The sequence below is a fragment of the Actinoplanes sp. 13 genome (assembly GCF_056134165.1).
The window spans coordinates 48,726-71,666 of record NZ_JBVYOQ010000033.1; the positions used below are offsets into that span (position 1 = coordinate 48,726).

Consider the following 22,941-nt stretch of genomic DNA (forward strand, 5'->3'; position numbering starts at 1 on the left):
GGTGCCGTGTCCGCACCGTCCGCGGCCGCACCCCGAGGACACGCCGGGCGCGATTCCTGAGCCGAGTCACTGCCCGGCTGGCTGTCCGCGTACCCGCCCGCGTTCGGCGCCTGTTCCGCCATCGCTGGTCCCGGCCGATGTGGGCGCGCTGGCGCGGTGAGGTTCTCGAGATCCGCCGCGGCCCGGTCCTGGACCGGATCCGCCGGCTGACCGCCGAGGTCTCCCCGATCGGTGTCTACACCCTCCGGCCGCGGGACGCCCGGCGCTGCGGGCGGGACGGGATAGCCGTCCGGCTGCTGGTCGGCGACGGATCGATGATCGAGGTCGCCGCCACCGAGCCGGATCGCACCGGCCTCGTCGGCCCGTTCGTCGCCGCCGCGTTCAGCGACCTTCCCCGGGCGCCGGCACGCCGGCCCGACACTCGGAAGGACTGACCGCCGGCGGCCCTGCCACGGAAACGGGCCCGACGTCTTTCGGCGCCGGGCCCGCTGTAGCGGATCAGATACGGGTCATCCTCCGTAGCGCTGCAGGAAAGGGCTACCGCGTGGGCGACGCCGGCTATCTCGGTGGGGTCGACGCTCTCGTTGGGGGCGTGGATGAGGGCCCGGGGTTCCTCCACCCCGATCAGGATGATCTCCGCCTGCGGATACGTGTCGGCGAAGACGTTGCACAGCGGGATCGAGCCGCCCTGCCCCAGCGTGGCCATCTCCCGCCCGTACGCCTCCCGCATCGCGGTTGCCAGGGTCCGGTGGGCACGGCCGCCGGTGTGCGCCTCGAAGGGCTGGCCGAGGGCCTCCTTCTCGACGGTCACCCGCACCCCCCACGGCGCGGCGGCGTGCAGGTGGGCGATCAGCGCGTCCTGTGCCTTGACCGCGTCCGTGCCCGGCGGGACACGCAGGTTGAGCCGGGCCCGGGCGTGCGGCTGGATGGCCGCGGCCGAGCCGACCACCGGCGGGCAGTCGATGCCGAGCACGGTGACGGCGGGCCGGGCCCAGAGCATGTCCGACACCGTGCCGTCGCCGAGCAGCCCCGCCCCGCCGGCCAGGCCCGCGTCGGCACGGAACTGTTCGGTGGGGTACGGCGCACCGGTCCAGGTCTGGCCGTTCTCCAGCCCCGCGACCGTGGTGTTGCCCGCGCTGTCGCGCAGCGTGGCGAGGATCTGGACGAGCGCGGCCAGGGCGTCGGGGGCCGGTCCGCCGAACATGCCGGAGTGCAGTTCGCCGTCGAGGGCCTCGACGGCGACCACGACGTTGACCATGCCGCGCAGGGTGACGGTCGCCGCGGGCACACCGACCGCCGCGTTGCCGGTGTCGCAGATCAGGATGGCGTCGGCGCGCAGCAGGTCCGGATGATGCTCGACGAAGTCCTCCAAGCCGCCGGTGCCCTGCTCCTCGGAGCCCTCGACGATCACCTTCAGGTTGACCGGGATGTCGTCGCCCAGGGCCCGCAGCGCGGTGAGGAGCATGACGATGTTGCCCTTGCAGTCGGCCACCCCCCGGCCGTACCAGCGACCGCCGGCCTCGGTCAGCTGGAACGGCGGGGTGCGCCAGGCGTCCTCGTCGAGCGGCGGCTGGACGTCGTAATGGGCGTAGAGCAGCACGGTCGGCGCCCCCGGGGTCGCCGATCGGCGGACGCCGAAGACAGCGCTGCTGCCGTCACTGGTCTCGTGCAGTCCCAGGTCGGTGAAACCCAGCTCGGCGAAGTGGCCGACCACCCGGTTCGCGGCCCGCAGGCACTCCTCCGGCGGGTACTGCCGGGGGTCGGCCACCGACGGGATGGCGACCAGCTCGGACAGGTCCGCGTGGGCCTGGTCCATCAGCCCGGCGATCCGATCGGCAAGACTCATCACGCCACCTCCTCGAGCTTGAGGTCGTCGACGACCTGCTGGAAAGCCTCCAGATGCTGCGGGCAGTAGACCTTCATGATCAGCAGTTGGCCTTGGACGACCTTGTTGTCGGCGATGACCGGCCGCTGCCCGGGCCCGGCCGCGCCGTTCGTGAGCTGGCCGTTCAGGATCGAGCGGCGCAGCGCGTCGTCCGGCTCGTCGCAGACCGCCCCGCCGTCGTCACCGAGCGCCCGGACGATCTGGTCCTGTTGCGGCGCCCGCAGCCCGGCGGCCTGGGTCTCGGCGATCAGCTGTTCGGCCTTCTCGTTCGCCTGCGCGGTCTCCCGGGCGCTGCCGAAGGTGAGCAGCGCGATGCCGGCCATGACGACCAGCACGACGAGGGAGGTGATGTAGAGAACCCGGTGACTCATGCCTGAACCTCCTCAGGAGTCGCGTTCTTCCAGGACGGCTTGTGCAGCCGGTAGAAGAGGTACGGGACGAACAGGCCCAGGCCGAGCGCACCGCCGGCGACGACTGCCAGGTAGATCCCGACGCTGCCGGCGCCGAACTGCGACGGCGGGACGAAGCCGATCAGCAGGGCGGCCAGGGACGCCGCGAAGCCGACGCCGCACAGCGCGGTGAGCATCGGCGCCCGGTAGCCGCGCGGGTGGTCGGGCTGGGAGCGGCGCAGGCGCACGGCCGCGACGAACATCAGCAGGTACATGATCAGGTAGACCTGCGTAGTGATCACCGAGAAGATCCAGTACGCGCTGGAGACGTCCGGGATGAACGCGTATGCCAGTGCGATCAGCGTGGTGATCAGCCCCTGGGTCACCAGGATGTTCTGCTGCACGCCGTGCTTGTTGAGCCGCTGCAGGAACGGCGGCAGGTAGCCCTCCTGGCGAGAGATCAGCAGCAGGCCCCGGGACGGACCGGCCAACCAGGTCAGCATGCCGCCCAGGGACGCGGCGACCAGCATGACGCCGAGGATCGGGGTCAGCCACTTTGAGCCGAAGGCCGCGAACACCGCGTCGAAAGCCTGCATGACGCCCGCCGTCAGCGACAGCTGCTCGGCCGGCACCACCCAGCTGATCGCCAGCGCGGGCAGGATGAAGATGAGCAGGACGAGGCCCATCGCCATGAACATCGCCCGCGGGAACTCGCGGCCCGGGTTCTTCAGCGAGCCGACGTGCACGGCGTTCATCTCCATGCCGGAGTACGACAGGAAGTTGTTGACGATCAGCACCAGGCTGGACAGACCCGCCCAGGCCGGCAGCAGGTTGCTCGCGGTCATCGGCGCGGCCGACTCGTTGCCCTGGCCGAGGAACGCGACACCGAGGATGACCAGCAGGGTGCCCGGTATCAGCGTGCCGATGATCAGGCCGCCGCTGGCCAGGCCGGCGACACCGCTGGTGCCGCGGGACGAGACCCAGACCCCGGTCCAGTAACAGACCATGATCACGATGGCGGTCCAGACGCCGCTGGAGGCCAGATCGGGATTGATGACGTACGCCGGCGTGCTCGCCACGAACCCGAGCAGACTGGGGTAATAGAAGATCGTCATGGCGAACTGGCACCAGACCGCCAGAAATCCCAGTGGTTTGGACAACCCCTGGCTCACCCAGTTGTAGACGCCGCCCTCCCAGCCGGAGGCCGGCTCCGCCGAGACGAGCGCCGTCGGCAGCAGGAAGACCAGGGCCGGTACGACGTACAGGAAGATGCTCGCCAGCCCGTAGACCGCCATGGTGGGCGCCGGGCGCAGACTGGCGACGGAACTCGTGGTCATCAGGGCGAGGGCGACCCAGGAGATGTAGGCCACCGTGCGGTTCGTCCGGTCTGCGCCACCGGGGTGGTTCTCTTGTCTGCCGCCGGGGCCGGCGATGTCGCCGGCCGCTGGGCGGGCACGTCCATTGCGCTCATGCCGCCTCCCGTTCACTGATCAGTGATCCGGCGGCATCATCAGCTTTCGAGGAGAGCGCCCGCCTCATCCCTGGAGAGCGGTTCCCGGTCTCGGGGCCGCCCCCGCGGCTGCTCCCTGGGCTGGTCCCTGGGCTGCTCACGTTGCCGCGGCTGGTGCTGAGGTTGATACCGGGACGGGTGCGCCGGCGGTCGCGGGCTGTTCATCGGCGCCCGCGGGTCGCCGAAGCGGCCGCCGTACCAGGCGCCGAACGCGGCGAACCCGAGGCCGAGCAGCTCGACGCCGAGCAGCCCGGCATCGACGACGCGCTCCGGGCTGCGCACCCGCATGAGCGTGAGCACCGCGAACAGGATCAGCACGCCGACGTCGATCAGCAGGCTCAGGAACGCGATCCGGGCAGTGACCGCGTCCGTTGCCCGCACCGCCTCGTAACCGCCGGCCAGCGCGGCCAGGGCGCCACCGATCAGACCGGCCAGAACGTTCCAGAACGCCAGCGTGCCGAGCAGCTGCGGGGCGCCGAGCACGGTCGCCAGATCGAAGATCAGCGCCATCGCGAACAGTCCGAGCGGGAACATCAGCAGCAGCGGTTGCACCGCCTGTCCCGCGAGTCGCAGTCGGCTCTGCATCTGTCGGCTCTGCATCTGTCGGCTCTGCATCTGTCAGCTCTGCAGCCGTGGGCTCTGCGGCAGTCGGCTCTGCGGCAGTCGGCTCTGCACCCCTGGGCTCTGCGGCAGTCGGCTCTGCATCCGTGGGCTCTGCATGCGGCGGTTCCCCCTGCCGGACGGCACGATGACCGGACCGATCCAGCCTGGTACGCCGGTCACCGCCGGGGATCGCCCCACGCGGGTGATTCAGTCCCCTGCCGGGTGAATCCGCCGGCCCGGGCCGACCGCAGCCGCCGCGACCAGCATGCCGACGGCGATGGCGACCAGCAGCCCCACCATGTCCACCACGCCGGCCAGGCCCCGGATCGGATGGCCGCCGACCCAGCTCTCCAGGCCGCGCAGCCCGTGCGAGCCGGGCGTGAGCACATAGAACGCGCCCAGATAGAGCACGTAGGACGGCGGCAGACCGGGCCGGCGGCCGAGCAGCAGGGCGGTGCCCATCATCACCACCGCCCCGGCGAACGTGCCGAACGGATCGCCGAACGCGCGGACCGCCACCTCCGTCGCCGCGACGGTGAGCAGCCCGAGCGCCAGCGCCCACCCGAAGTCCCGCGGCGCCATCGAGAAGGTCAGCATCACCCCCACAGCGAAGGACCCAGCCGCCCCAGACACCGGCCGGGCCGAGGTTCGCCTGCACCGGCACGTCGAACAGGGCGCTCTGCGGCACCCGCACCACGACCGTGGCGGCCAGCGCGCCGAAGGCCAGCACCAACAGCACCGCCATGCTGTAGACCAGGCGGGCCGCCCCGGCGGTCATCCGGTTGTTCGCCAGCTCCAGGGCGGCCGCGGTGATGGCGTCCCCGGGGATGAAGTAGAACAGCGCAGGCACGATCAACTGGATCGGGCCGCCCGCCAGCAGACCCCGCTCGTCCAGTAGGAGCACGGTCGCGGTGACCAGGAGCGAGGCGAGGAACGGCGAGACCAGGACCAGCCGGCGATGCCCGGCGCCGGCCACCACCAGCACACCGACGAGCAGCCCGGTCAGCGCCGAGACGCCGACCTGCTGCCAGGTGGCCTGCACCGAGATGCCGAAACCGACGGTGAAGGCGACCAGGCCCAGCACCTGCCACGGCCGGTTCCAGCGGGGCGGCAGGGCGCGGATCGCGGCGAGCCGCCGGGACGCCTCCCCGGGCGTGAGGTCGTGCCGGTGGATCTCGGCGAGCAACGTCTTCATCCGGGACACCTGGTGCAGTGGTGGCACGCCGGGCTCCCGCCCGTACGACAGGGTCCGCGTGCCGAGCGTCAGCAGCGCGGAGTCGGCGAGGAACGTGACCTCGACGGTCCGGCCGTAGCAGGCGGCGAGTCACGGACGATGGCCTCGCAGCGCACGGTGCCCTCGAAACTCGAGGTGAGCAGCCATTCCGTCAACGGACCGAGCAGGCCGAGTACCTGCTCGTCGTCAAATACAGGGCCGCCGGCAACAGGGCCGGCAGTGACAGGGCCGGCAGTGACAGGGCCGGCAGTGACAGGGCCGGCAGTGACAGGGCCGGCAGTGACAGGGCCGGTGGAGGCAGGCTTATCGCCAGGCACGGCGGCTCCTCGCGATCGAGCGTTCGATGGCCCGGTAGAACGGGTGGCCGCAGAGCACGCCCAGCGCCACCGCGACCATCGACCCGGTGGCCCCGATCAGGTCCTCGGCGCCGACCGCGCTGGATTGGCCGAGATACTCGGTCAGGCCGATCAGAGTCAGCGCCCCGGGCACCAGCAGCCAGAACCCTGGCAGGAAGGAGACCAGCGCGGGTGGGCCGGACGGCATCCGCTCGACCAGATAGGCGACCAGGGTCAGCACGAAGGCGCCGGTGAAGCCGCTGAGATAGCCGCCGAGCACCAGGTTGCCCAGGTTCTGGCCGATCCAGCCGGCGTAGAGCACCAGGCACAGCCAGCCCAGCGAGCGCCGTGGACCGGCCAGCATCAGATAGTTGCCCACCCCGACGACCAGAGGGCCGAGCCACGAGGCCCACGCGCCGAGAGCGTCCGGCCCGTTCCCGACGCCCGCTGCCGGCGCCGGCACCCCGACCACCTGCGCCGCCCCGATGATCCCGAAGGTGAGCAGGAGCAGCTGCAGGATGCCCGCGACGAGGCGGCTCGATCCCGTGATCATCTCGTACGCGGAGAGCTCCACCACCGCCATGGTCAGCATCGCGCCGGGCAGGAACGTCGACAGCGGGGCGACCATGGCGCGCAGGTCGGCCTCCCCCCAGCCGCTTCCGGTGAGCAGGAACGTGATCCCCGCGACGATGAACGCGGCGATCACCGGCATGATCATCTGAAGGCTGGGCCAGCGGGCGCCGGACAGCTTGAGAACACCGATGAGCAGGCCGAAGAGCCCGGCCAGGAGGATGTCACCCCAGGCCGGCTTCAAGATCATGCAGATGCCCACAGTCAGCACGGAGTGGCCGAGCACGCGCACCACGGGGCCGAACCGCGCCGGCATCGCCACCAGCCGGCGTACCTCCCGGATCCCCTCGGCCGGCTCGACCCGGCCGTGCTCGGCGGCGTAGAGCAAGCGGTAGAGCGTGGCCGTCTGGTCCAGCCGCAACCCGCCGCCCAGCTGCCGGGTCGGCTCCTGCGTGGTCGGGCGCGACGCGTCCAGCGACACCACCAGAAAAGTGGGGAACACGCTGACCCGGGCTTCCGGGGCGCCGTACGCGGTGGCGACCCGCTTAAGGCGGTCCTGGATCTGGTTGACCGCCTCACCGGCCACGGTGAGCGCGCTGCCGAGATAGAGCAGGAACTCCTGGAGCTCGCGTTCGGCGGTCGTGCTTTCCGGGACAGGAGCCATAGACCAGCAAGCTAGGGGCTCCCGGCCGCGCCTGAATCATCCGGCGCGAAGGATCCCCGCGCCCGGCGCACCGGCGAGTCTGGGCGCGTCCAGATCGATCAGCCGGTGAGGAGCCGCCCATGTCGACGACGGGTACCGACCGGGTGGCCGGTCTCGGAGTGCTGCTGGCCGCCTGCGTCTCGGCGCTGGTCGTCAACGCCAACACCTCGGCGGTCACCATCCTGCTGCCGGCCATCAGTGAGGACCTGGGCACACCGGTGGCCCAGCTGCAATGGGCGGTGACCGGCTACATGCTGGTCGGCGCCGCGGTGATCGTCACCTCCGGCGCGCTGGGCGACGTCTTCGGCCGGCGCCGGATATTCCTCGCCGGCCTGGTCCTGTTCGTCGCCTCCTGCGCCCTCATCGCGCTCGCCGGCGAGGGGTGGCTGGCAGGGCCTGTTCTGGATCGATGCCGCGATCGCCGCCGCCTGCGTGCCGCTGACCCTGATCACGGTCAAGGAGTCCCGCGACCCGGACGCGCCCCGCTCGATCGATGTCCTCGGCACGATCCTGGTCGCGGTCGCGCTGGTCCCGCTGGTGCTGGCGCTCACCGAGAGCGGCGACTGGGGCTGGATCTCCGTACCCACCATCTTCTGCCTGCTGCTGTCCGTGGCCGGCGCGGTGGGGTTCGTGGCGGCCGAGCGGCGAGCCGCCGCCCCGCTGGTCAACCTGGCGCTGCTGCGCAACCGGGTCCTGGTCGGTGCCACCATCGCGATCCTGCTGGTGGCCGGGGCGATCAACGCCCTGATGTACCTGCTCAGCCTCTATTTCCAGGACCCGGCGACGTTCGGCATGACGCCTCTGCAGGCCGGCCTCGCCACGCTGCCCGCGGCGGCGGCGATGATCGCGGTGACCCCGCTCATCACTCCGCTCGCGGTGCGGATCGGCCCCCGGTACGCTGTCGCGCTCGGCTTCGGGCTGGCCGCGGCGGGATCGCTCGGCCTGATCTTCGTGACGTCGTCCTGGGCGTACGCCGCCTTCGTCCTTCCGTTGATCGCGATCGCGGTCGGGCTGGGCTTCGCCAACGGGCCCGCCTCGTCCGCCTCCACCTCCTCGGTCCCGGCCGCGGAGGTCGGCCAGGCCTCCGGCATCTCCAACATGGCCCGGTACGTGGGCGGATCGCTCGCCGTCGCAGCCGCCGCGACCGTCTCCACGTCGGTCACCGACTCCCGCACGGAGGCGGGCGCCACCGCTGCCGACGCCCTCGCGGCCGGCCTCTCCGGCGCGTTTCTGCTGCTGACGGTCATGTGCGCGGCCGGGGTGGCGCTCGTCGTGCTGATGAGCCGGCACCGCGCCGAGCGGCCGCAGGCGGTTCACCTGGCCGCCGCGGCGGCCGCCACCAGTCACACCGTCCCCACCCAGCCGGTCCCGGCCGCGGCGTCGGCCTCAGCCTCTGAAGGAGTCGTACGATGACGGTCCGCCCGTCCACAACCGAGGATGGCGCTCCCACAGGTCGCGCCTCCACCGATCGCGCCTCCACCGATCGCGTCTTCACAGATTGCGCCTCCAAGGATTTCGGCTCCGAGGATTTCGCCCGCCGGATGGAGCGGGCCGTGACCGAGGCCGCCGACGCCGGGCTGACCGGCCTCCTCGTGACGCCCGGCCCCGACCTGGTCTACCTCACCGGGTACCGGCCCACCGCGATCACCGAGCGGCTCACCCTGCTGGTGCTCGATACCGACCACGATCCGCATCTGATCGTCCCGGCCCTGGAACGACCGGACGCCGAGGCCGCCGCGGGCGCCGTCGCCGTCGCCATCACCGACTGGGCGGACGGCTCGGACCCGTACGCGGTCGCCGCCCGGCTGCTCGACCCGCGCGGCCGCTACGCCGTCTCGGACTCGGCCTGGGCGATGCACCTGCTCGGGCTCCAGGCCGCGTTGCCGGAATCCGGTTACACGTCGATGACCGTCACCCTGCCGATGCTGCGCGCGGTGAAGGACGCCGCCGAGGTGGACCGGCTCGCTGCCGCCGGCGCGGCCGCCGACGCCGCCTACGAACAGATCGTCCGGGTACGCTTCGCCGGCCGCACCGAACGGGAGATCGGCACCGAGCTGGCCGCGTTTCTGCGCGAGCACGGGCACTCGCAGGTCGACTTCACCGTGGTCGGCTCCGGCCCCAACGGCGCCGACCCGCACCACGAGATGGGCGACCGGGTGATCGAACCCGGCGACATGGTGGTGCTCGACTTCGGCGGGCTGCTGGACGGGTACGGCTCCGACACGACCCGTACCGTGCACGTCGGCGAGCCCACCGCCGAGGAACGCGAGGTCTTCGAGATCGTCCGGCGCGCCCAGCGGGTCGCCTTCGAAGCCGTGCGGCCCGGCGTCGCCTGCGAGGACATCGACCGGGCCGCCCGCGACGTGATCACGGACGCCGGGTACGGCGAGCACTTCATCCACCGGACCGGGCACGGCATCGGGGTGACCACGCACGAGCCGCCGTACCTGGTGACGGGGGAGCGGCGGCCACTGGTCCCGGGCATGTGCTTCTCGATCGAGCCGGGCATCTATCTGCCCGGACGGTTCGGGGTGCGGATCGAGGACATCGTGACGGTCACCGAGGACGGCGGCCGGCGCCTCAACAACACGAGCCGCGGACTCCGGATCGTCGCGTGAACGGGATCCGGCCGGGGAGGTCGCTCGCCGTGGTGGCGGTGGCCGCGCTGCTCGGAACGGCGGCGTGCGACGGTGACGGCGAGGGAGTCAGCCTGCCGTCGGCGAGGCCGTCGGTCGACGTCACGGCGGAGCGCACGCCGGACGACCGGACCACGGAGGGCGAGGCCGCGGAGACTACGCGCCCGACGTCCACCCGCGAGGCGGAACCTACGCGGACCCGCGAAACCGATCCCACCGAAGAAGCGGAGCCGACGCGGACGCAGGATCCCGAGCCCACCCGGACGCAGGATCCCGAGCCGACCCGGACGCAGGATCCCGAGCCGACGCGGACTCAGGAGCCGGAACCCACCCGGACCGTGGAGCCCACCGCTACCACCACTGTTCCTCCTGCCACCACTGTTCCTCCTGCCACCACTGTTCCTCCTGCCACCACTGTTCCTGCTGCCACCACTGTTCCTGCTGCCACCTCATCGGCGGCGGTGGTGCCGGTCGCCGAGGAGGACTCCGGGGGCTTTCTCGGCTGGCTGCTGCTGTTCGTCCTGCTGGGCGGCGGGATCGCGGTCGTGCTGATCAGCCGGTCCCGGCGGGTGGCGGTCTGGGACGCCCAGGCGTCCAGCCTGGCCGGCGAGACCCGGAACCTCACGGGAGTACGCCTGCCGCCGGTGCTGACCGCCGTCACCGCCGTCGAGCGGGACCGGGTCTGGCCGCCGGTGCGCGACGACCTGCTCAGCCTCTCCGCACGCTGGGGCGCCCACTCCGAACGGGCGGTCGACGGCGCCCAGCAGGCGACCGCGAGCGGCGCCGCGGTGCTGCTGCGGGACCTGGTCGTCGCCGTCGACGCGGAGAACGAGGCGCTCGCCGCCGGGCGGGACTGGCGGATGCTGAGGCCGCAGATCCGATCCATCCTGGACGCCCTCACCGCGACCCTCCAGCCGCAACCCGTTCAGCCCGCGCAGCCCGGTCCGGCGCCTGGCGCCGCCGGTTACGCCGATCCTGGCTACGGTCCGGGTTACCCCGACGCGCCCGGCGCTACGGGTTACCCCACCCCGCCCGGCGCTACGGGTTATCCCGATCCCGGCTATCCCGACCCGCCGCCCGCACCTCCGGGCCGCCCATGACGCCTGCACTTGCCGGACTCGTCCGCCGATCGCCGCTGTGGGATGTCAGCCGCTCCAGGCCGCCCACAACTCGCTGTAGCGGCCGCCCGCCTTGAGCAGCTCATCGGGCGAGCCTTCCTCGACGACCCGGCCGTGGTCCAGCACCAGGACCCGGTCGGCCGTCGCGGCCTGGGTGAGCCGGTGCGCCACGATCAGCGTGGTGCGGCCCGCGGTCGCGGCGGCCGCCGCCCGCTCCAGGTCCCGGGCGCCGGCGCTGCCCGCCTCGGCGGTGGCCTCGTCCAGGACGGCGACCTCCGGGGCGGCGAGGAACAGCCGGGCCAGGGCGAGCTGCTGGGCCTGCGCCGCGGTGAGCCGGTGCCCACCCTCGCCCACGTGGGTGTCCAGCCCGGCGGGCAGTGCCCGATACCAGCGCGTCGCGCCGACCAGCTCCAGCGCGGCGAGCAGGTCGTCGTCGCCGGCCTCGGGGCGGGCCAGCCGCAGATCGTCGCGCAGCGGCCCGGCGAAGACGTGCACCTCCTGGCTGATCAGCGCGATCCGCTGCCGGGTACGCACTTCGCCCAGCTCGGTCAGCGGCACGCCGTCGAGGCGTACCGTGCCGTCGGTCGGCATGACGATTCCGGCGGCGATGGCCGCGAGCGTGGTCTTGCCGGCGCCGCTGGCCCCGACCAGGGCCACCCGGGATCCCGGTTCCAGCCGCAACGTGACTCCGGCGAGCACGACCGGGCCGTCGTCGTAGCGGTGCTCGGCCACCACCACCTCGAGCTCCCCGGCGGTTGCTCGTTCAACAGGTGCCGGCTCAGCAGGTGCTGTTCCAACTGGTGCTGTTCCAACTGGTGCTGTCCCAACAGGTGCTGTCTCAGCAGATGCTGTCGCGGGCAGGGTCGCCACCCCTACCAGCCGGGCCAGGCTCGCCCCGGCCTGCAGCACGGTGTCCGACTCCATCAGCAGCAGACCGATCGGGTTGAACAGCCGGTGCAAATACAGCGCCGCGGACGTCGCCGCGCCGACGGTCGCCATGTCCTCGCGGACCAGCAGGAACCCGGCGATCAGCACCGTCGACAGGCCGATCAGCTCGGCCCGGTTGATCCGGAACCCGAACCGCGTGTAGATCTGGAAGACCTCCAACGCCAGGTCACGGGTGGCCGCGGACCGTGCGGCGACGTGCTCGACGTGCGTCTTCTCGATTCGGTACGCCCGGACGGTCGGCGCCCCCCGCAGCGCACCCGCAAGGGCCTGTGACCGCTCACCCGAAGCGATGCGCTCACGGGCGTAATACGGCACCGACCGGGGCAGGTACCACCGCAGCGCCAGTGCGTACGCCGGCGTCGCCGCCAGCCCGGCCAGCCCGAGCCGCCAGTCCAGGGCGAACAGGCCACCCGCCGTCAGCACGATGGCCAGGACCGCACCGGCGAACAGCGGCCCACCGCCGGTGATCGCGGCCGCCACCACCGTCGCGTCGTCACCGGTCCGCGCGACCAGGTCGCCTGTCCCGGTCCGTTCCAAGGTGGCCGACGGCAGGTGCAGCGCCCGGTCCATCACCCGTTCCCGCAGCCGGGCGAGAACCGTCTCACCCAGCCGGGCCGCCACCGCCGCGCCCGCCGCGGTCAGCACCCCGCCGGTCAGGGCCGCCGCCGCGATCACCGCGGCCCAGTACACGACGCGCTCCGTGCCGGCGCCGGCGATCACGTCGTCCACCAGCCGCCCTAGGACCCACGGTGCGACGAGCCCAGTGGCCGACGCCGCCACCAGTAGCGTCGCCGCGGCCGTGCTCAGTCCGGGGAGCCGGCGGAACTCGGCCCGGATCGTCGCCCAGGTCTCCCGCGGGCCCGCGGTCGGCAGAAGGACGCGCTCGCTCACGCAGCACTCCTCGTCAGCGCAGCACTCCCCATCAGCGCAGCGCTCCCCATCAGCGCAGCACTTCTTACCAGCACGGCACTCACCAGCACGGCGCTCCTCATCAGCACGGCGCTCCTCATCAGCACGGCACTCTCATCAGCGCAGCACCGTCTCTCGATACCGTGACTCGCGTACGACCAGCTCCTCGTGGGTGCCCTCCGCGGCGATCCGCCCGCCGTCGAGCACGACCACCCGGTCCGCCGCTCGCAACAGCGCCGGGCTGCTGGTCACCACGACGGTCGCCCGCGGGTCCACCCCGCGCGCCGCGATGAGCCGCTCCGCGATCAGCGCCTCGGTCACCGCGTCCACAGCGGTGGTCGGGTCGTGCAGGACCAGCACCGACGGCTGGGCCGCGATCGCCCGGGCCAGCGCGACACGCTGCCGCTGCCCGCCGGAGAGGTTGGCGCCGCGTTCGAGCAACACCTGGTCCAAACCGTCCGGGTGCGTCTCCAAAACGTCCTCGGCGGCGGCGACCCGGACCGCTTTGAGCAGATCACTGTCGCTGACTGAGCCACCCGAGCCACCCGAGCCACCCGGGCCGCCCGAGCCGCCCGAGCCGCCCGAATCGATCGGGCCGACCGAGTCGGCCCAGTCTGCCGCCGCGCTGCCCGCCGCCAGGTTGTCCCGCAGCGTTCCTTCGAACAGCGCCACGTCATGCGGCTCCACCAGCACGACGCCCCTGGCCGCCTCGAGCCGCAGCGACTCGGCCGGCACGCCGTCGATCCGGACCGACCCGCGGTAGTCGTCCCGCGGCACGACGGCGGCCAGCACCGCTAGCAGCGCTTCGGCATCGCGTGGGTCGTACGCCAGAATCCCGACCGTCTCGCCCGCGGTGATCCGCAGGTCCAGGCCGGTCAGCGTCGCGTACCGCAGATCGGTGAGAACGACCCGCTCCGGAGCCGGCGCCGGAGCACCCGCGTCGCCCGGGTGCAGAGCCGGCGGCGCGTCGATCACCCGGGCCACCCGGACCGCCGAGGCCCGGGCGGTGGCGAAACGCTGCACGCACCAGCCGAGCGTCTGCACCGGCTCGGCGATGAACTGCGCCAGCCCGACCACCGCGACCAGCTCACCCACGGTGATCCGGCCGCGCAGCGCGAGCCAGCCCGCCGCGCCGGTCACCGCCGCCAGCAGCAACCCGTTGACGGTGGTGGTGAGCCCGAGATGCAGACCCTTCGTGTTGGCGGCACGCAGCGTGTTGGTCAGTGCGGTGCGGCTGGCCTCCGCGAACCGGCCGGCCGCGTGGTGCTGCGCGCCGATGCCGCGCAGCACGCGCAGCCCGGCGACGAGGTCCACGGCGAGCGCGGAGGTGTCGGCCAGGGCCGCCTGCTGGGCGTCGCTGCGGCGGGTGAGCAGCGGCGCGAGGCGCTGCAGACCGAGCAGCACCAGGGGTACGCCCAGAAGCACGCCGAGTCCGAGCACCGGATCCACGAGCAGCAGAGCCGTCGCGGACACCAGCAGCGCGGTGCACGCCGCCATCGCGACTCCGACCAGCCTGATCGCTTCCGAGCTCTGGTCAGCATCGGACGCGGCAATGCTGAGCAGTTCGCCGTCGCGCAGTTCGCCGTCGCGCAGTTCGCCGTCGCGCAGTTCGCCGTCACGCAGCTCGCCGTCGCGGAGTTCCCCGTCACGCAGCTCACCGGCCTGCAGATGACCTGGGCGGCGGCCGCGAGGGTCGAGGGCTCGTTCGGCGATCCGCACCCGGTAGCCGTGCGCCTCGTGCTCCCCGGCAGCGAACGACAGCCGGACGCCGGTGCGATAGGCCAGCGCGAGCACGGTGAAGAGAAGGACGAGCCCGGCCAGCGACAGCAGCAGCGCCCTGGTGTTCGAGGTGGCGACTGCCTGATCGATGACCACGCCGATCATCACCGGAACCATCGCCTCGGTGGCCTGGTGCAGGCAGAGCAGCGCCACACCGCCCACCAGCCGGCCCCGCTGCCGGCGCAGCGCCGGGCGCAGAAGTGGATCTCTCATAGGCGTCAGGACGCGGCGGCCCGGGCCGGCACGGCGTTCATCGTTCTACCTCTCGTCGGCGGTGAGCGCACCGGCCTATTGACGTAGGAGAGGCTAGCCTAACGATTATGCTCTTACGGCGACCTTATTAAGGCGATGTGATTGAGCTCGACGTGATTTGAGGACGTGATTTGAGGAGGTGCGGTTCGTGACCGGTCAGGTCCACGCCGTTCTGCCGGACGGCTTCCGGGTGGAGGCCGTCCTGTTCGACATGGACGGCACGCTGGTGGAGTCGCACGCCGCAGTCGAGCGCGCCTGGCGCACGTGGGCGCGCGAGCACGACGTGGACCCGGACGCCGTCCTGGCGGTGGCACACGGCGCCCCGGCCCACACCACCGCCCGCAAGTTCCTTCCCGACGCCGACGACGCGACCCTCGCCGTGGCCGCCGCCCGGCAGCTCGACCTGCAGTACGACGACCTCTCCGACGTGACGGCCATCCCCGGCGCCCACGAACTGCTGGCCACCCTCACCGCGAAGAAGGTGCCCTGGGCCGTGGTCACCAGCGCCGACGTACAGCTGGCGAAAGCGCGCCTCGGGGCCGCCGGAATCATGCCGCCGGTCCTCGTGACCGTAGAAGACATCGCCCAGGGCAAACCGGCCCCCGACGGCTACCTGCTGGCCGCCGCCACCTTGGGCGTCACACCGGAACACTGCCTGGTGGTGGAGGACGCCGAGGTGGGCGTCCAGGCCGGCCGCGCGGCAGGCGCCCGCACCGTGGGAGTGCGCGGCGTCCAGGCCGACATCCAAGTCACCCACCTGACCGAACTGATCCACCTGCTGTAGAGCCCACCTGCTGTAGGCCCGCAGCCGGCTGTGGTGGGCGTTCTATGGGGGCGGGGAGACGTGGTCGGCCAGGGCGGCTGCCGAGTCGATCAGCTGGGGCCCGTCGAGGAGGACCCGGTCGTTGTGGCCGGCGCCGTCGACCACCACCTCCCGCAGCAGGTTGGCCGCGCTCTGTGCCACCGCGGCGCTCTGCGACGACGGGACGACCTCGTCGGCGGTGCCGCGGACCACCACCGTAGGTGCGCTGACCTGCGAGATCAGGGACGCCACGGGGAATCGGTCGCGCAGCAGCAGACCGGCCGGCAGCACGGGATAGTGCACTCGTGCCGCCGCCACCAGACTCTCGAACGGCGAGCGCAGCAGCAGCCCGGCCGGCGGGTGCCGGATGGCGAGCGCGGTGACGACCGCGGCGCCCAGGCTCTCCCCGTAGTAAAGGATCGGCAGCTCCACCTCCTCGGCCAGGTAGGCCCGGGCGGCGTCCACGTCCGCGGCCAGGCCTTGCTCGCTGGGGCTGCCCGGGTTCCCGCCGTACCCCCGATAGTCGAGCAGCAGCACAGTCAGCCCGAGCCTGGCGAGTGCCGTGGCGAGCGGGACCCGGCCGTCCCGGCTACCGGCGTTTCCCGGCGCGACGAGAACGGACAGCGGTCGTTCACGCGTACCCGGAAAGGGTGGGAAAAGCCAGGCACCCAGCCGCAGCCCGTCCGCGGTGCGCAAGGTGACGTCCACCGCCTGCGCCGGCTGCGGCGGCGTGTCGCGGTCCGGGAAATAGATCAGCCTGCGTTGCGCGGCCCACGCGAGCGTCAGGATCAGAACCAGGACGATGAGTACGACCAGAGCACCGCGCACGAGCATCCGCTCCATCCCACCATTCTCCGCGTTCCCACGCGACTGTGCTGCTTGCGTGAGTGTGCTGCTTGCGTGAGTGTGCTGCCTGCGTGAGTGTGCTGCCTGCGTGAGTGTGCTGCTCCCCGCCGCTGTGTGCTCGCGTCCGGTGCTGTTCGGTCGGCTCAGCGTCGCCTCGGCGTCGCGCCGATTCGGACTTGGGTTAGGGCCTGCTCGATCAGGGCATCGGCTACAACCCTCGGCACGACCACGACTGGACGCTGCTGGTCGCGGACGAGACCGGGTTGCCCGCGATCGCCGGGATCTGCGGGTCACTGCCTGACGACGCCCGGGGTCCGGCCATCGTGGAGCTGCCGTCGATCGAGGACCGGCAGGACTTCCGGGTGCCGCCGGGCGTTCATGTCGACTGGGTGCCCCGCAACGGCGCCGGCGGGGTGCCGGGCGCTCTCGCCCTGGCCCGGCTGCGGGCGGCCGAGCTGCCGTCCGGCGGCATCCACGCCTACCTGGTGGGGGAGTCGGCGCTGGTCACCGGCGGTCGGCGGCACCTGGTGGAGGAGCACCGCGTGCCGAAGCAGAATGTCGACTTCATCGGGTACTGGCGGCACGGGCGCGCTGCGATGTGAGTCGCCGGGCGTGCCGCGATGCGTGGGGACGACGCCGTACGCCCTGATCAGTCCGCTGCTCAGATGTTGTCCGCTGCTCAGATGTTGTTGGTCAGGTTCGTGAAGAAGGCTTCGATCTCGCTGCGGAGACCACCGACGACGGCGATGATGCCGCTGACGGTCAGGGCTGCCAGCAGCGAGTATTCGACGGCAGTAGCGCCCTCGTCCGACCTGTGCTGAGCGCGGATGTGTCCGGCGAGTAGCTTGAGCTGCTCCACGGTGGCTTCCCTACGTTCGGCGGCCGCCCGGCTGGCGGCCTCACGCCTGTCGGATCGGGCGGTCCCCACCGACCTTGAAGGTAACCACGGTTGCCACCTGCTTCACTTCGGTTGCGAAACGTTACCTGACTCGCGGTCCCGGCTCGGCACCTCAGGTCGAACCGGTCTGCTACTGCTCCGTGCATTCCCATCGTCCTCTTTGCCGGTACCCGACCCGTTGTGCGACCCGCAGCGTGCATCTCGGGGCCTGTCCTCACGGTGCGTAAGCGACCGCGGCGACAGATGTGCTGCGGCTCCTCCGCGCGGCAATTTTGTCGTACACATGTTCGATGATGCTTGTCATGCGGGAGGCATTGCAGGAACTGAGCGGGCTGGCTGCCGAGTGCGCCGCCACGTCGACGTGGCAACTCTCCGAGGATGACCTGCTGACGTTCCTCACCGAGATGCACCGCGTGCAGCAGTTGGCCCGCGCGGCCGTGCTGCACGCGGTGCGAGAGATCGACGGCCGGGGCATCCCCAAGGCGCAGAAGGCCGCCACGCCGAACGTCTGGCTGCGGGGCCGCCTGCGGATCAGCGCGAGTGAGGCGAGCCGGCTGTTACGCCAGGCCAAGCTGCTCGACGCCGACCCCAACCTCGATGCCGCCGTGTCCCGCGGCGAGATGAACGCCGAGCAGCTCGGCGCGATCGCGGCCGCCCTCGGCGACCTGCCGTACGCCCTGGACCCCGAGATCCGAGCCCAGGCAAGCGCCGCGCTGGTCGACTGGACGCGCGAGCTGGATCCCGTCGACCTGCGCCGCCTCGGCGGACGAATCCTCGCGCACGTCGCCCCGGAAGCTTACGAGGCCGCGGAGGAAGCCCGTCTGCGCGACGCCGAACGCTCCGCCCGTGAGCATCGGTTCCTCAGCGTGGTGCCGCTCGGTGACGGCCGGGTCCGGGTCCGCGGGCTGCTGGACACGCAGGCCGGAGCGATCGTCTCCGCTGCCCTGGACCCACTGTGCCGGCCGGGCGCCCACACTCCTGGCGCTGATGTTTCCGCCGCCCACGCTGCTACTGACTTCCCCCGCACTCAGGCTCCGGGCGCTGACGTTCGTGGTGCTGACGTTCGTGGCGCTGACGTTCATGGCGCTGACGTTCGTGGCGCCCACGCTGCTCCTGACATCCCCGGCACCCACCCTGCTGGAGCTGACGCCGACGCCGACGCTCCTGACGCGCACGCAGCTGACTTCGGCGCTTCGGGTGCCCGCATTCTGGATGTGCGTACTCCGGGGCAGCGCCGGGCCGACGCGCTGGTCGAGATCTGCCGTCTGTCGATGGCTGTCGGCGAACTACCCGACAACGGCGGCGATCGTCCACAGCTCTCGGTCACCGCGCCGTTCGACGTGCTGCACCAGAAGCTGGGTGCCGGTGTGACCGACACCGGCGAGCCCGTCTCCGCCGCCGTTGTGCGCAAGATGGCCTGCGACGCGCGGCTGGTGCCCTACGTGCTGGGCGCGGAGAGCCAGATTCTCGACGCCGGCCGGGCTCGCCGCCTCGTTCCCGGCCCATTGCGGCGGGCGCTGGCAGTGCGAGATCAGGGGTGCACGTTCCCGGCCTGCGACCGCCCCTCACGCTGGTGCGATGCCCACCACATCGTCTCCTGGGCCGACGGCGGCCCCACAGATCTGAGCAATCTGGCTCTGCTGTGCGAGCACCATCACCAGGTCATCCACGACAACGAGGGATGGGAGGTCCGGATGGGCGCCGGCGAGCACCCGGAATACCTGCCACCGCCCTGGATGGATCCGAAGCAAGTGCCACGCCGCAACCAATTCCACCGGCGGACGTGAGGAGCGACGTGGTCACTCACCTAGCCTCCTAGGATGCCTCGCGGGATGTGCAACGTTGACGCCAATCTCGAACCGAGGCGGACGCTGACCAGCAACGGGCATGCTGCAACAAAGTAAGCGCAGCAATAGTGGACGCCGACTCGGTGGGACTGAACTACAGTCCGGCTCTGTGACAACGCCTGCCACAGGAACGCCTGCTACAACGGCGCCTGCCATCACAGCGCCCGCCATTACCGTGGCCACCGTCTCGGACCGTGAAGCGATCGTCAACTCTTTGATCGCTGCGTTCCCCGCCGATCCGGTCCTGCGGTACCTCGTCCCGGACGAAACCGCCTATGCGGATCACGCCGCTGCGTTCTTCGGCCACCTTTTCGACAAGAGGGTGCAGCGCCAGTCCATCTGGACCATCGACCGCGCCGCCGTAGCAATCTGGGAGCCGCCCGCCGTCCCCGCGGTGGAGGAGCAACCCGCGCTCCCGTCCGATGCCCTCGCCCGCATGAACGCCTACGACGAAGCCGTGCACGAGGCGTTCCCCGAGCATCCGTTCTGGTACCTCGGCGTTCTGGGAACCAACCCCGCCCACGCCGGCAAGCGTTGGGGCCGCGCCGTCATGCGCGCCGGTCTTGACCGAGCCGCCGCCGACGGCTTGCCGTCGATGTTGGAGACCAGCACGCCCGCCAACGTGGAGATGTACCACCGAGCAGGCTGGTCCGTCTATCGCGAACTCACCACGCCGCTGCCCATCTGGATCATGACTCATCCCTGACGGCAGATCCACCTTCGACGACAGACACGTCCTTGACGACAGACCCGTCCTGGGCGACAGGGCACGGGCTCGCCGCAGCAAAGGCGGTGCGCTTCGTCGTTGCTCAGTGCTTGACGGTCAGTGCTCGACGGTCAGTGCTCAACGGTCAGAACTCAACGCTCAGCGCTCGGCGGCTCCAGTCCCAACAACCGATCGAACAGCTGCAACCGCAGAACGATCGTCATCGTCGCGCACCACAGCAGCAGGGCCGGCAGCACCACGAAGAACACCGGCTTCGACGGCCGGATCAGGCCGAAGTAGTCCCACAGCGCCGGCACGTTCAGGATCGCCGCGAACGCTACACACAGTGTCACGACCAGTATCACCGGCCGCGGATCCCCGGTCGGGCTGGTCCACGCCGCGAACGCCCGGGACCGGGGCAGCAGGAACAGGATCAGCAGGAAAGATGCGAAACAGAAGAACGTCGAAAGTCCGGTCTGCGCCAGAATCGTTGCCGAGGCGACGGTGAAGTCCGAGTCCGCCCCGTACTGGAGTCCGGTGAACTGCTCGAACTCGTCGGTGATTCGCTCGGGGGTGCGCCCCGACCCGAACCCGAACGTCACGAGCTCGTACAGGAACGTGTAGACCGCTGTCGCGTACGTGGCCGTGACGACCGCCGTCGGCGCCACGAAGCGCACCAGGTTCCGCACCAGGTGGGGATCAGGTGGCACCGGCCGGGCCCAGAGCGTCAGGAACACCGTGGGGATTCCGACCGTGAACATGGTCAGCCCGACCTGTGTGGGGGAGTACGGAAAGCCCAGCCCCAGCATCGTCACCGCCAGGATGACCAGTCCCTGGCTCGCCACCCGCGCCAGGAAGACGTACAGCGAGATCCCGATCCCGTTGATGATCCGCTGCCCCTCCTGCCGGGCCGGCGGCAGCGCTGCGAACGAGTCGTCGACCAGAACGATGTCGGCGACGTCACGGGTCACCGCGCTCCCGCTGCGCATCGCCACCCCGACATGCGCCTGTTTGAGGGCACGGGCGTCGTTGACCCCGTCCCCGATCATCGCGACGTAGCGGCCCTGGCGCCTCAGCGAGCAGACGATCCGCTCCTTGTGCTCGGGCGCGACCCGTCCGAACACGGCGGTACGCGCCACCAGCGTGTCCAGCGCCCGGTCATCAAGCGCGTCGAGCGCAGTCCCGGACACCGGCGGAGCGGGAACATTTCGAACAGGAGCATCCCGAGTCGAAGCATCCGGAGACGAAAAGCTCAAGACCGAAGCATCCAGGCCGGCCCGGGCGGCGATTGCCGCTACCGTCGCCGGATCGTCCCCCGACAACACCTTGAGCTCGACACCGTCCGCCCGGAACCGCCGCACCGTCTCCTCCACGTCCGCTCGCAACTCATCGGCGAGCGCCACCAGCGCCACCGGCTCGAGCATCGGCAGTTCCGGCCGCCCCGCAGCATCCCGCAACCCACGGTCTCGCAACCCACGGTCTCGCAACTCGCGGTCCCGCAACTCGCCGGGCCGTGTACCGCCGTCCCGTGTACCGCCGTCCCGTGTACCGCCGTCCCGCAACCCGTCGTCGAGCAGCCCCGCCCGCGCCAGCAGCAGGACTCGTAACCCCTGCTCCGTCCGCGCAGTCACCTCACCCGAGCGCAACGGCCGCCGCATCCGCCCGGCCAGGGCGTCCGGCGCGCCCAGCACCCACGTCCCCTGCTCGGTCACCAGTCCTGACCAGCGCAGCGACGACGCGAATGGAACCTCGTCCCGCACCTCCCACACGTCTCCCGGCAGGGCCGCGGCCAGGGCCTGCGCCGTCAGGTTCGGCGTCGCGACGTTGTGCGCGAAGCTGCCGAGCAGGTTGGCAACCTCGCCGTACTCCGCCGCCCCGAGGGGGACGACCTCCTCGACGGTGAGCTGCCCAGTCGTCAGGGTCCCGGTCTTGTCGGTGCAGACCACGTCCACGTTGCTCATCGACTCGACCGCGTTGACCTGCTGGGCCAGGGCGCCGTGCCGGGCGATCCGGACCGCGCCCGCGGTGTAGGCGAGCGCGATCAGAAAGAACAGCCCGTACGGCACGAGCCCGGACAGCACGGCGGTGATCTGTACGACCCGCAGCAGGCTGAACCCCTCGATGGCGGCCTGAGCCAGGATCGCGCCGCTCATCAGGACGGTCAGCGCCATGACGAGCCGCACGATGAACTCGATGTTGCGCTGCAGCGGCGTCTTGTCCGTGGTGGCCCGCCGCGCCTCCGCGGTCAACCGCCCTGCGTAGCTGTTGGCCCCTACGTCACGCGCCTGCTGGTACCCGCCACCGGCCACGCAAAGGCTGCCGGAGCGCAACTCGTCGCCCGGATGCTTCACCACGGGATCCGACTCGCCGGTGAGCAGCGATTCGTCCGCCTCCAGACGCCCACCGTCGAGCAGGCCCGGGTCGTCAGCCAGGTTCGGGTCGTCAGCCAGCTTCGGGTCGGTGAGCAGGGCCGGGTCGGTGAGCAGGCCCGGGTGGGTGAGCAGGCCCGGGTGGGTGAGGAGTGGCCCGTCCACCACGATCTGGTCGCCCGGCCGCACCCGGATCAGGTCGCCGCGCACCACCCGGTCCGGCGCGATCTCCACTTCCCGGCCGTCGCGCACCACCAGCACACCGGCACGGTCCAGCAGCTGCAGCCGGTCCAGCTTCCGTTTCGCCCGGATCTCCTGCACTGCGCTGATCATCGCGTTGATCAGCCCGAGGCCCACACTGATCAGCGCGTCGCTGTACCGCTCCAGCACCAGCAGCGCCGCCCCGATCCCGAACAGGATCAGGTTGAAGAACGAGAAGACGTTGGTGCGCAGGATCTCGGCGTAGCCACGGGACCCGCCCTGCACCGCGGTGTTCGCCTCGCCCCGGCGGCGCCGCGCCTCGGCTTCCGCACGGGTGAGCCCGCCGGCCGGAGCGAGCCTCACCTGATCCATTGATCGCAGCCCTCTGGCTAGGCCGCCCG

General features: G+C 71.3%; 18 protein-coding genes and 2 pseudogenes. 8 read left to right on the plus strand and 12 right to left on the minus strand.

The genetic code is table 11. The features are described from left to right. Window positions 1-235 precede the first annotated feature (235 nt). The 7 genes and pseudogenes from AC0NH5_RS37255 to AC0NH5_RS37285 all read right to left on the minus strand — a co-directional run bounded on the left by AC0NH5_RS37255 (window position 236) and on the right by AC0NH5_RS37285 (window position 7,190). Window positions 236-1,846 carry a M20/M25/M40 family metallo-hydrolase gene (locus AC0NH5_RS37255; RefSeq protein ID WP_474412095.1) on the minus strand — a complete coding sequence of 537 codons (1,611 nt, stop codon included), beginning with the start codon at window positions 1,844-1,846 and terminating at the stop codon, window positions 236-238. Beyond that, window positions 1,846-2,256: a hypothetical protein gene (locus AC0NH5_RS37260; RefSeq protein WP_474412097.1), complete on the minus strand. Its 411-nt coding sequence runs from the start codon at window positions 2,254-2,256 to the stop codon at window positions 1,846-1,848. The genes AC0NH5_RS37255 and AC0NH5_RS37260 overlap by 1 nt, the downstream gene beginning before the upstream one ends. Next, window positions 2,253-3,611 carry a glutamate/gamma-aminobutyrate antiporter GadC gene (gene gadC / locus AC0NH5_RS37265; protein ID WP_474412099.1) on the minus strand — a complete coding sequence of 453 codons (1,359 nt, stop codon included), beginning with the start codon at window positions 3,609-3,611 and terminating at the stop codon, window positions 2,253-2,255. Before gadC ends, AC0NH5_RS37260 begins: the two co-directional genes overlap by 4 nt. Before the next feature lie 173 nt (window positions 3,612-3,784). Then, window positions 3,785-4,369, minus strand: coding sequence for a DUF2231 domain-containing protein (locus AC0NH5_RS37270; RefSeq protein ID WP_474412101.1), 585 nt, complete (start codon window positions 4,367-4,369; stop codon window positions 3,785-3,787). A gap of 225 nt (window positions 4,370-4,594) precedes the next feature. Further along, window positions 4,595-4,987, minus strand: coding sequence for a hypothetical protein (locus AC0NH5_RS37275; protein WP_474412103.1), 393 nt, complete (start codon window positions 4,985-4,987; stop codon window positions 4,595-4,597). Between the two features lie 157 nt (window positions 4,988-5,144). Then, window positions 5,145-5,582: pseudogene (locus AC0NH5_RS37280) on the minus strand (threonine/serine exporter family protein); the annotation flags it as partial. Window positions 5,583-5,924: 342 nt separating this feature from the next. Continuing rightward, window positions 5,925-7,190: a threonine/serine exporter family protein gene (locus tag AC0NH5_RS37285; RefSeq protein WP_474412105.1), complete on the minus strand. Its 1,266-nt coding sequence runs from the start codon at window positions 7,188-7,190 to the stop codon at window positions 5,925-5,927. Window positions 7,191-7,309: 119 nt separating this feature from the next. On the opposite strand from AC0NH5_RS37285, the pseudogene AC0NH5_RS37290 reads away from it, so the two are divergent. From AC0NH5_RS37290 to AC0NH5_RS37305, 4 genes and pseudogenes are all read left to right on the plus strand, one after another. Next, a pseudogene (locus AC0NH5_RS37290) lies at window positions 7,310-7,543 on the plus strand (MFS transporter); the annotation flags it as partial. A 118-nt stretch (window positions 7,544-7,661) separates the two neighbouring features. Beyond that, window positions 7,662-8,642: an MFS transporter gene (locus tag AC0NH5_RS37295; protein WP_474412107.1), complete on the plus strand. Its 981-nt coding sequence runs from the start codon at window positions 7,662-7,664 to the stop codon at window positions 8,640-8,642. Window positions 8,643-8,770: 128 nt separating this feature from the next. Then, the gene (locus tag AC0NH5_RS37300) at window positions 8,771-9,847 is read left to right on the plus strand and encodes a M24 family metallopeptidase (RefSeq protein WP_474412154.1); all 1,077 of its coding nucleotides are present in this window, start codon (window positions 8,771-8,773) and stop codon (window positions 9,845-9,847) included. Further along, window positions 9,844-10,965 carry a hypothetical protein gene (locus tag AC0NH5_RS37305; protein ID WP_474412109.1) on the plus strand — a complete coding sequence of 374 codons (1,122 nt, stop codon included), beginning with the start codon at window positions 9,844-9,846 and terminating at the stop codon, window positions 10,963-10,965. The genes AC0NH5_RS37300 and AC0NH5_RS37305 overlap by 4 nt, the downstream gene beginning before the upstream one ends. A gap of 45 nt (window positions 10,966-11,010) precedes the next feature. Here the strand turns inward: AC0NH5_RS37305 and AC0NH5_RS37310 are convergent, their stop codons facing one another. Continuing rightward, window positions 11,011-12,822: an ABC transporter ATP-binding protein gene (locus tag AC0NH5_RS37310; RefSeq protein ID WP_474412111.1), complete on the minus strand. Its 1,812-nt coding sequence runs from the start codon at window positions 12,820-12,822 to the stop codon at window positions 11,011-11,013. Window positions 12,823-12,957: 135 nt separating this feature from the next. After that, window positions 12,958-14,832: an ABC transporter ATP-binding protein gene (locus tag AC0NH5_RS37315; protein ID WP_474412113.1), complete on the minus strand. Its 1,875-nt coding sequence runs from the start codon at window positions 14,830-14,832 to the stop codon at window positions 12,958-12,960. A gap of 187 nt (window positions 14,833-15,019) precedes the next feature. Here AC0NH5_RS37315 and AC0NH5_RS37320 point away from each other — a divergent pair, with 187 nt between their 5' ends. Next, the gene (locus AC0NH5_RS37320) at window positions 15,020-15,655 is read left to right on the plus strand and encodes an HAD-IA family hydrolase (RefSeq protein WP_474412115.1); all 636 of its coding nucleotides are present in this window, start codon (window positions 15,020-15,022) and stop codon (window positions 15,653-15,655) included. Between the two features lie 42 nt (window positions 15,656-15,697). Here AC0NH5_RS37320 and AC0NH5_RS37325 read toward each other — a convergent pair whose 3' ends face one another. Continuing rightward, on the minus strand, window positions 15,698-16,516 hold the full coding sequence (locus tag AC0NH5_RS37325) for an alpha/beta hydrolase (protein ID WP_474412117.1): 819 nt from the start codon (window positions 16,514-16,516) through the stop codon (window positions 15,698-15,700). A gap of 242 nt (window positions 16,517-16,758) precedes the next feature. Here AC0NH5_RS37325 and AC0NH5_RS37330 point away from each other — a divergent pair, with 242 nt between their 5' ends. Next, window positions 16,759-17,121, plus strand: a complete 363-nt coding sequence (locus AC0NH5_RS37330) for a siderophore-interacting protein (protein ID WP_474412155.1) — start codon at window positions 16,759-16,761, stop codon at window positions 17,119-17,121. Window positions 17,122-17,198: 77 nt separating this feature from the next. Here the strand turns inward: AC0NH5_RS37330 and AC0NH5_RS37335 are convergent, their stop codons facing one another. After that, entirely contained in the window at window positions 17,199-17,378 is a 180-nt protein-coding gene (locus AC0NH5_RS37335) for a Flp family type IVb pilin (protein ID WP_474412119.1), read from the minus strand. Window positions 17,379-17,719: 341 nt separating this feature from the next. On the opposite strand from AC0NH5_RS37335, the gene AC0NH5_RS37340 reads away from it, so the two are divergent. Continuing rightward, window positions 17,720-19,204: an HNH endonuclease signature motif containing protein gene (locus AC0NH5_RS37340; RefSeq protein WP_474412121.1), complete on the plus strand. Its 1,485-nt coding sequence runs from the start codon at window positions 17,720-17,722 to the stop codon at window positions 19,202-19,204. A gap of 214 nt (window positions 19,205-19,418) precedes the next feature. Further along, window positions 19,419-19,970 (plus strand): GNAT family N-acetyltransferase, encoded by a 552-nt coding sequence (locus tag AC0NH5_RS37345; RefSeq protein WP_474412157.1) that lies wholly within the window; start codon window positions 19,419-19,421, stop codon window positions 19,968-19,970. 152 nt (window positions 19,971-20,122) lie between these two features. Here the strand turns inward: AC0NH5_RS37345 and AC0NH5_RS37350 are convergent, their stop codons facing one another. Further along, entirely contained in the window at window positions 20,123-22,912 is a 2,790-nt protein-coding gene (locus AC0NH5_RS37350) for an HAD-IC family P-type ATPase (protein ID WP_474412123.1), read from the minus strand. Window positions 22,913-22,941 lie beyond the last annotated feature (29 nt).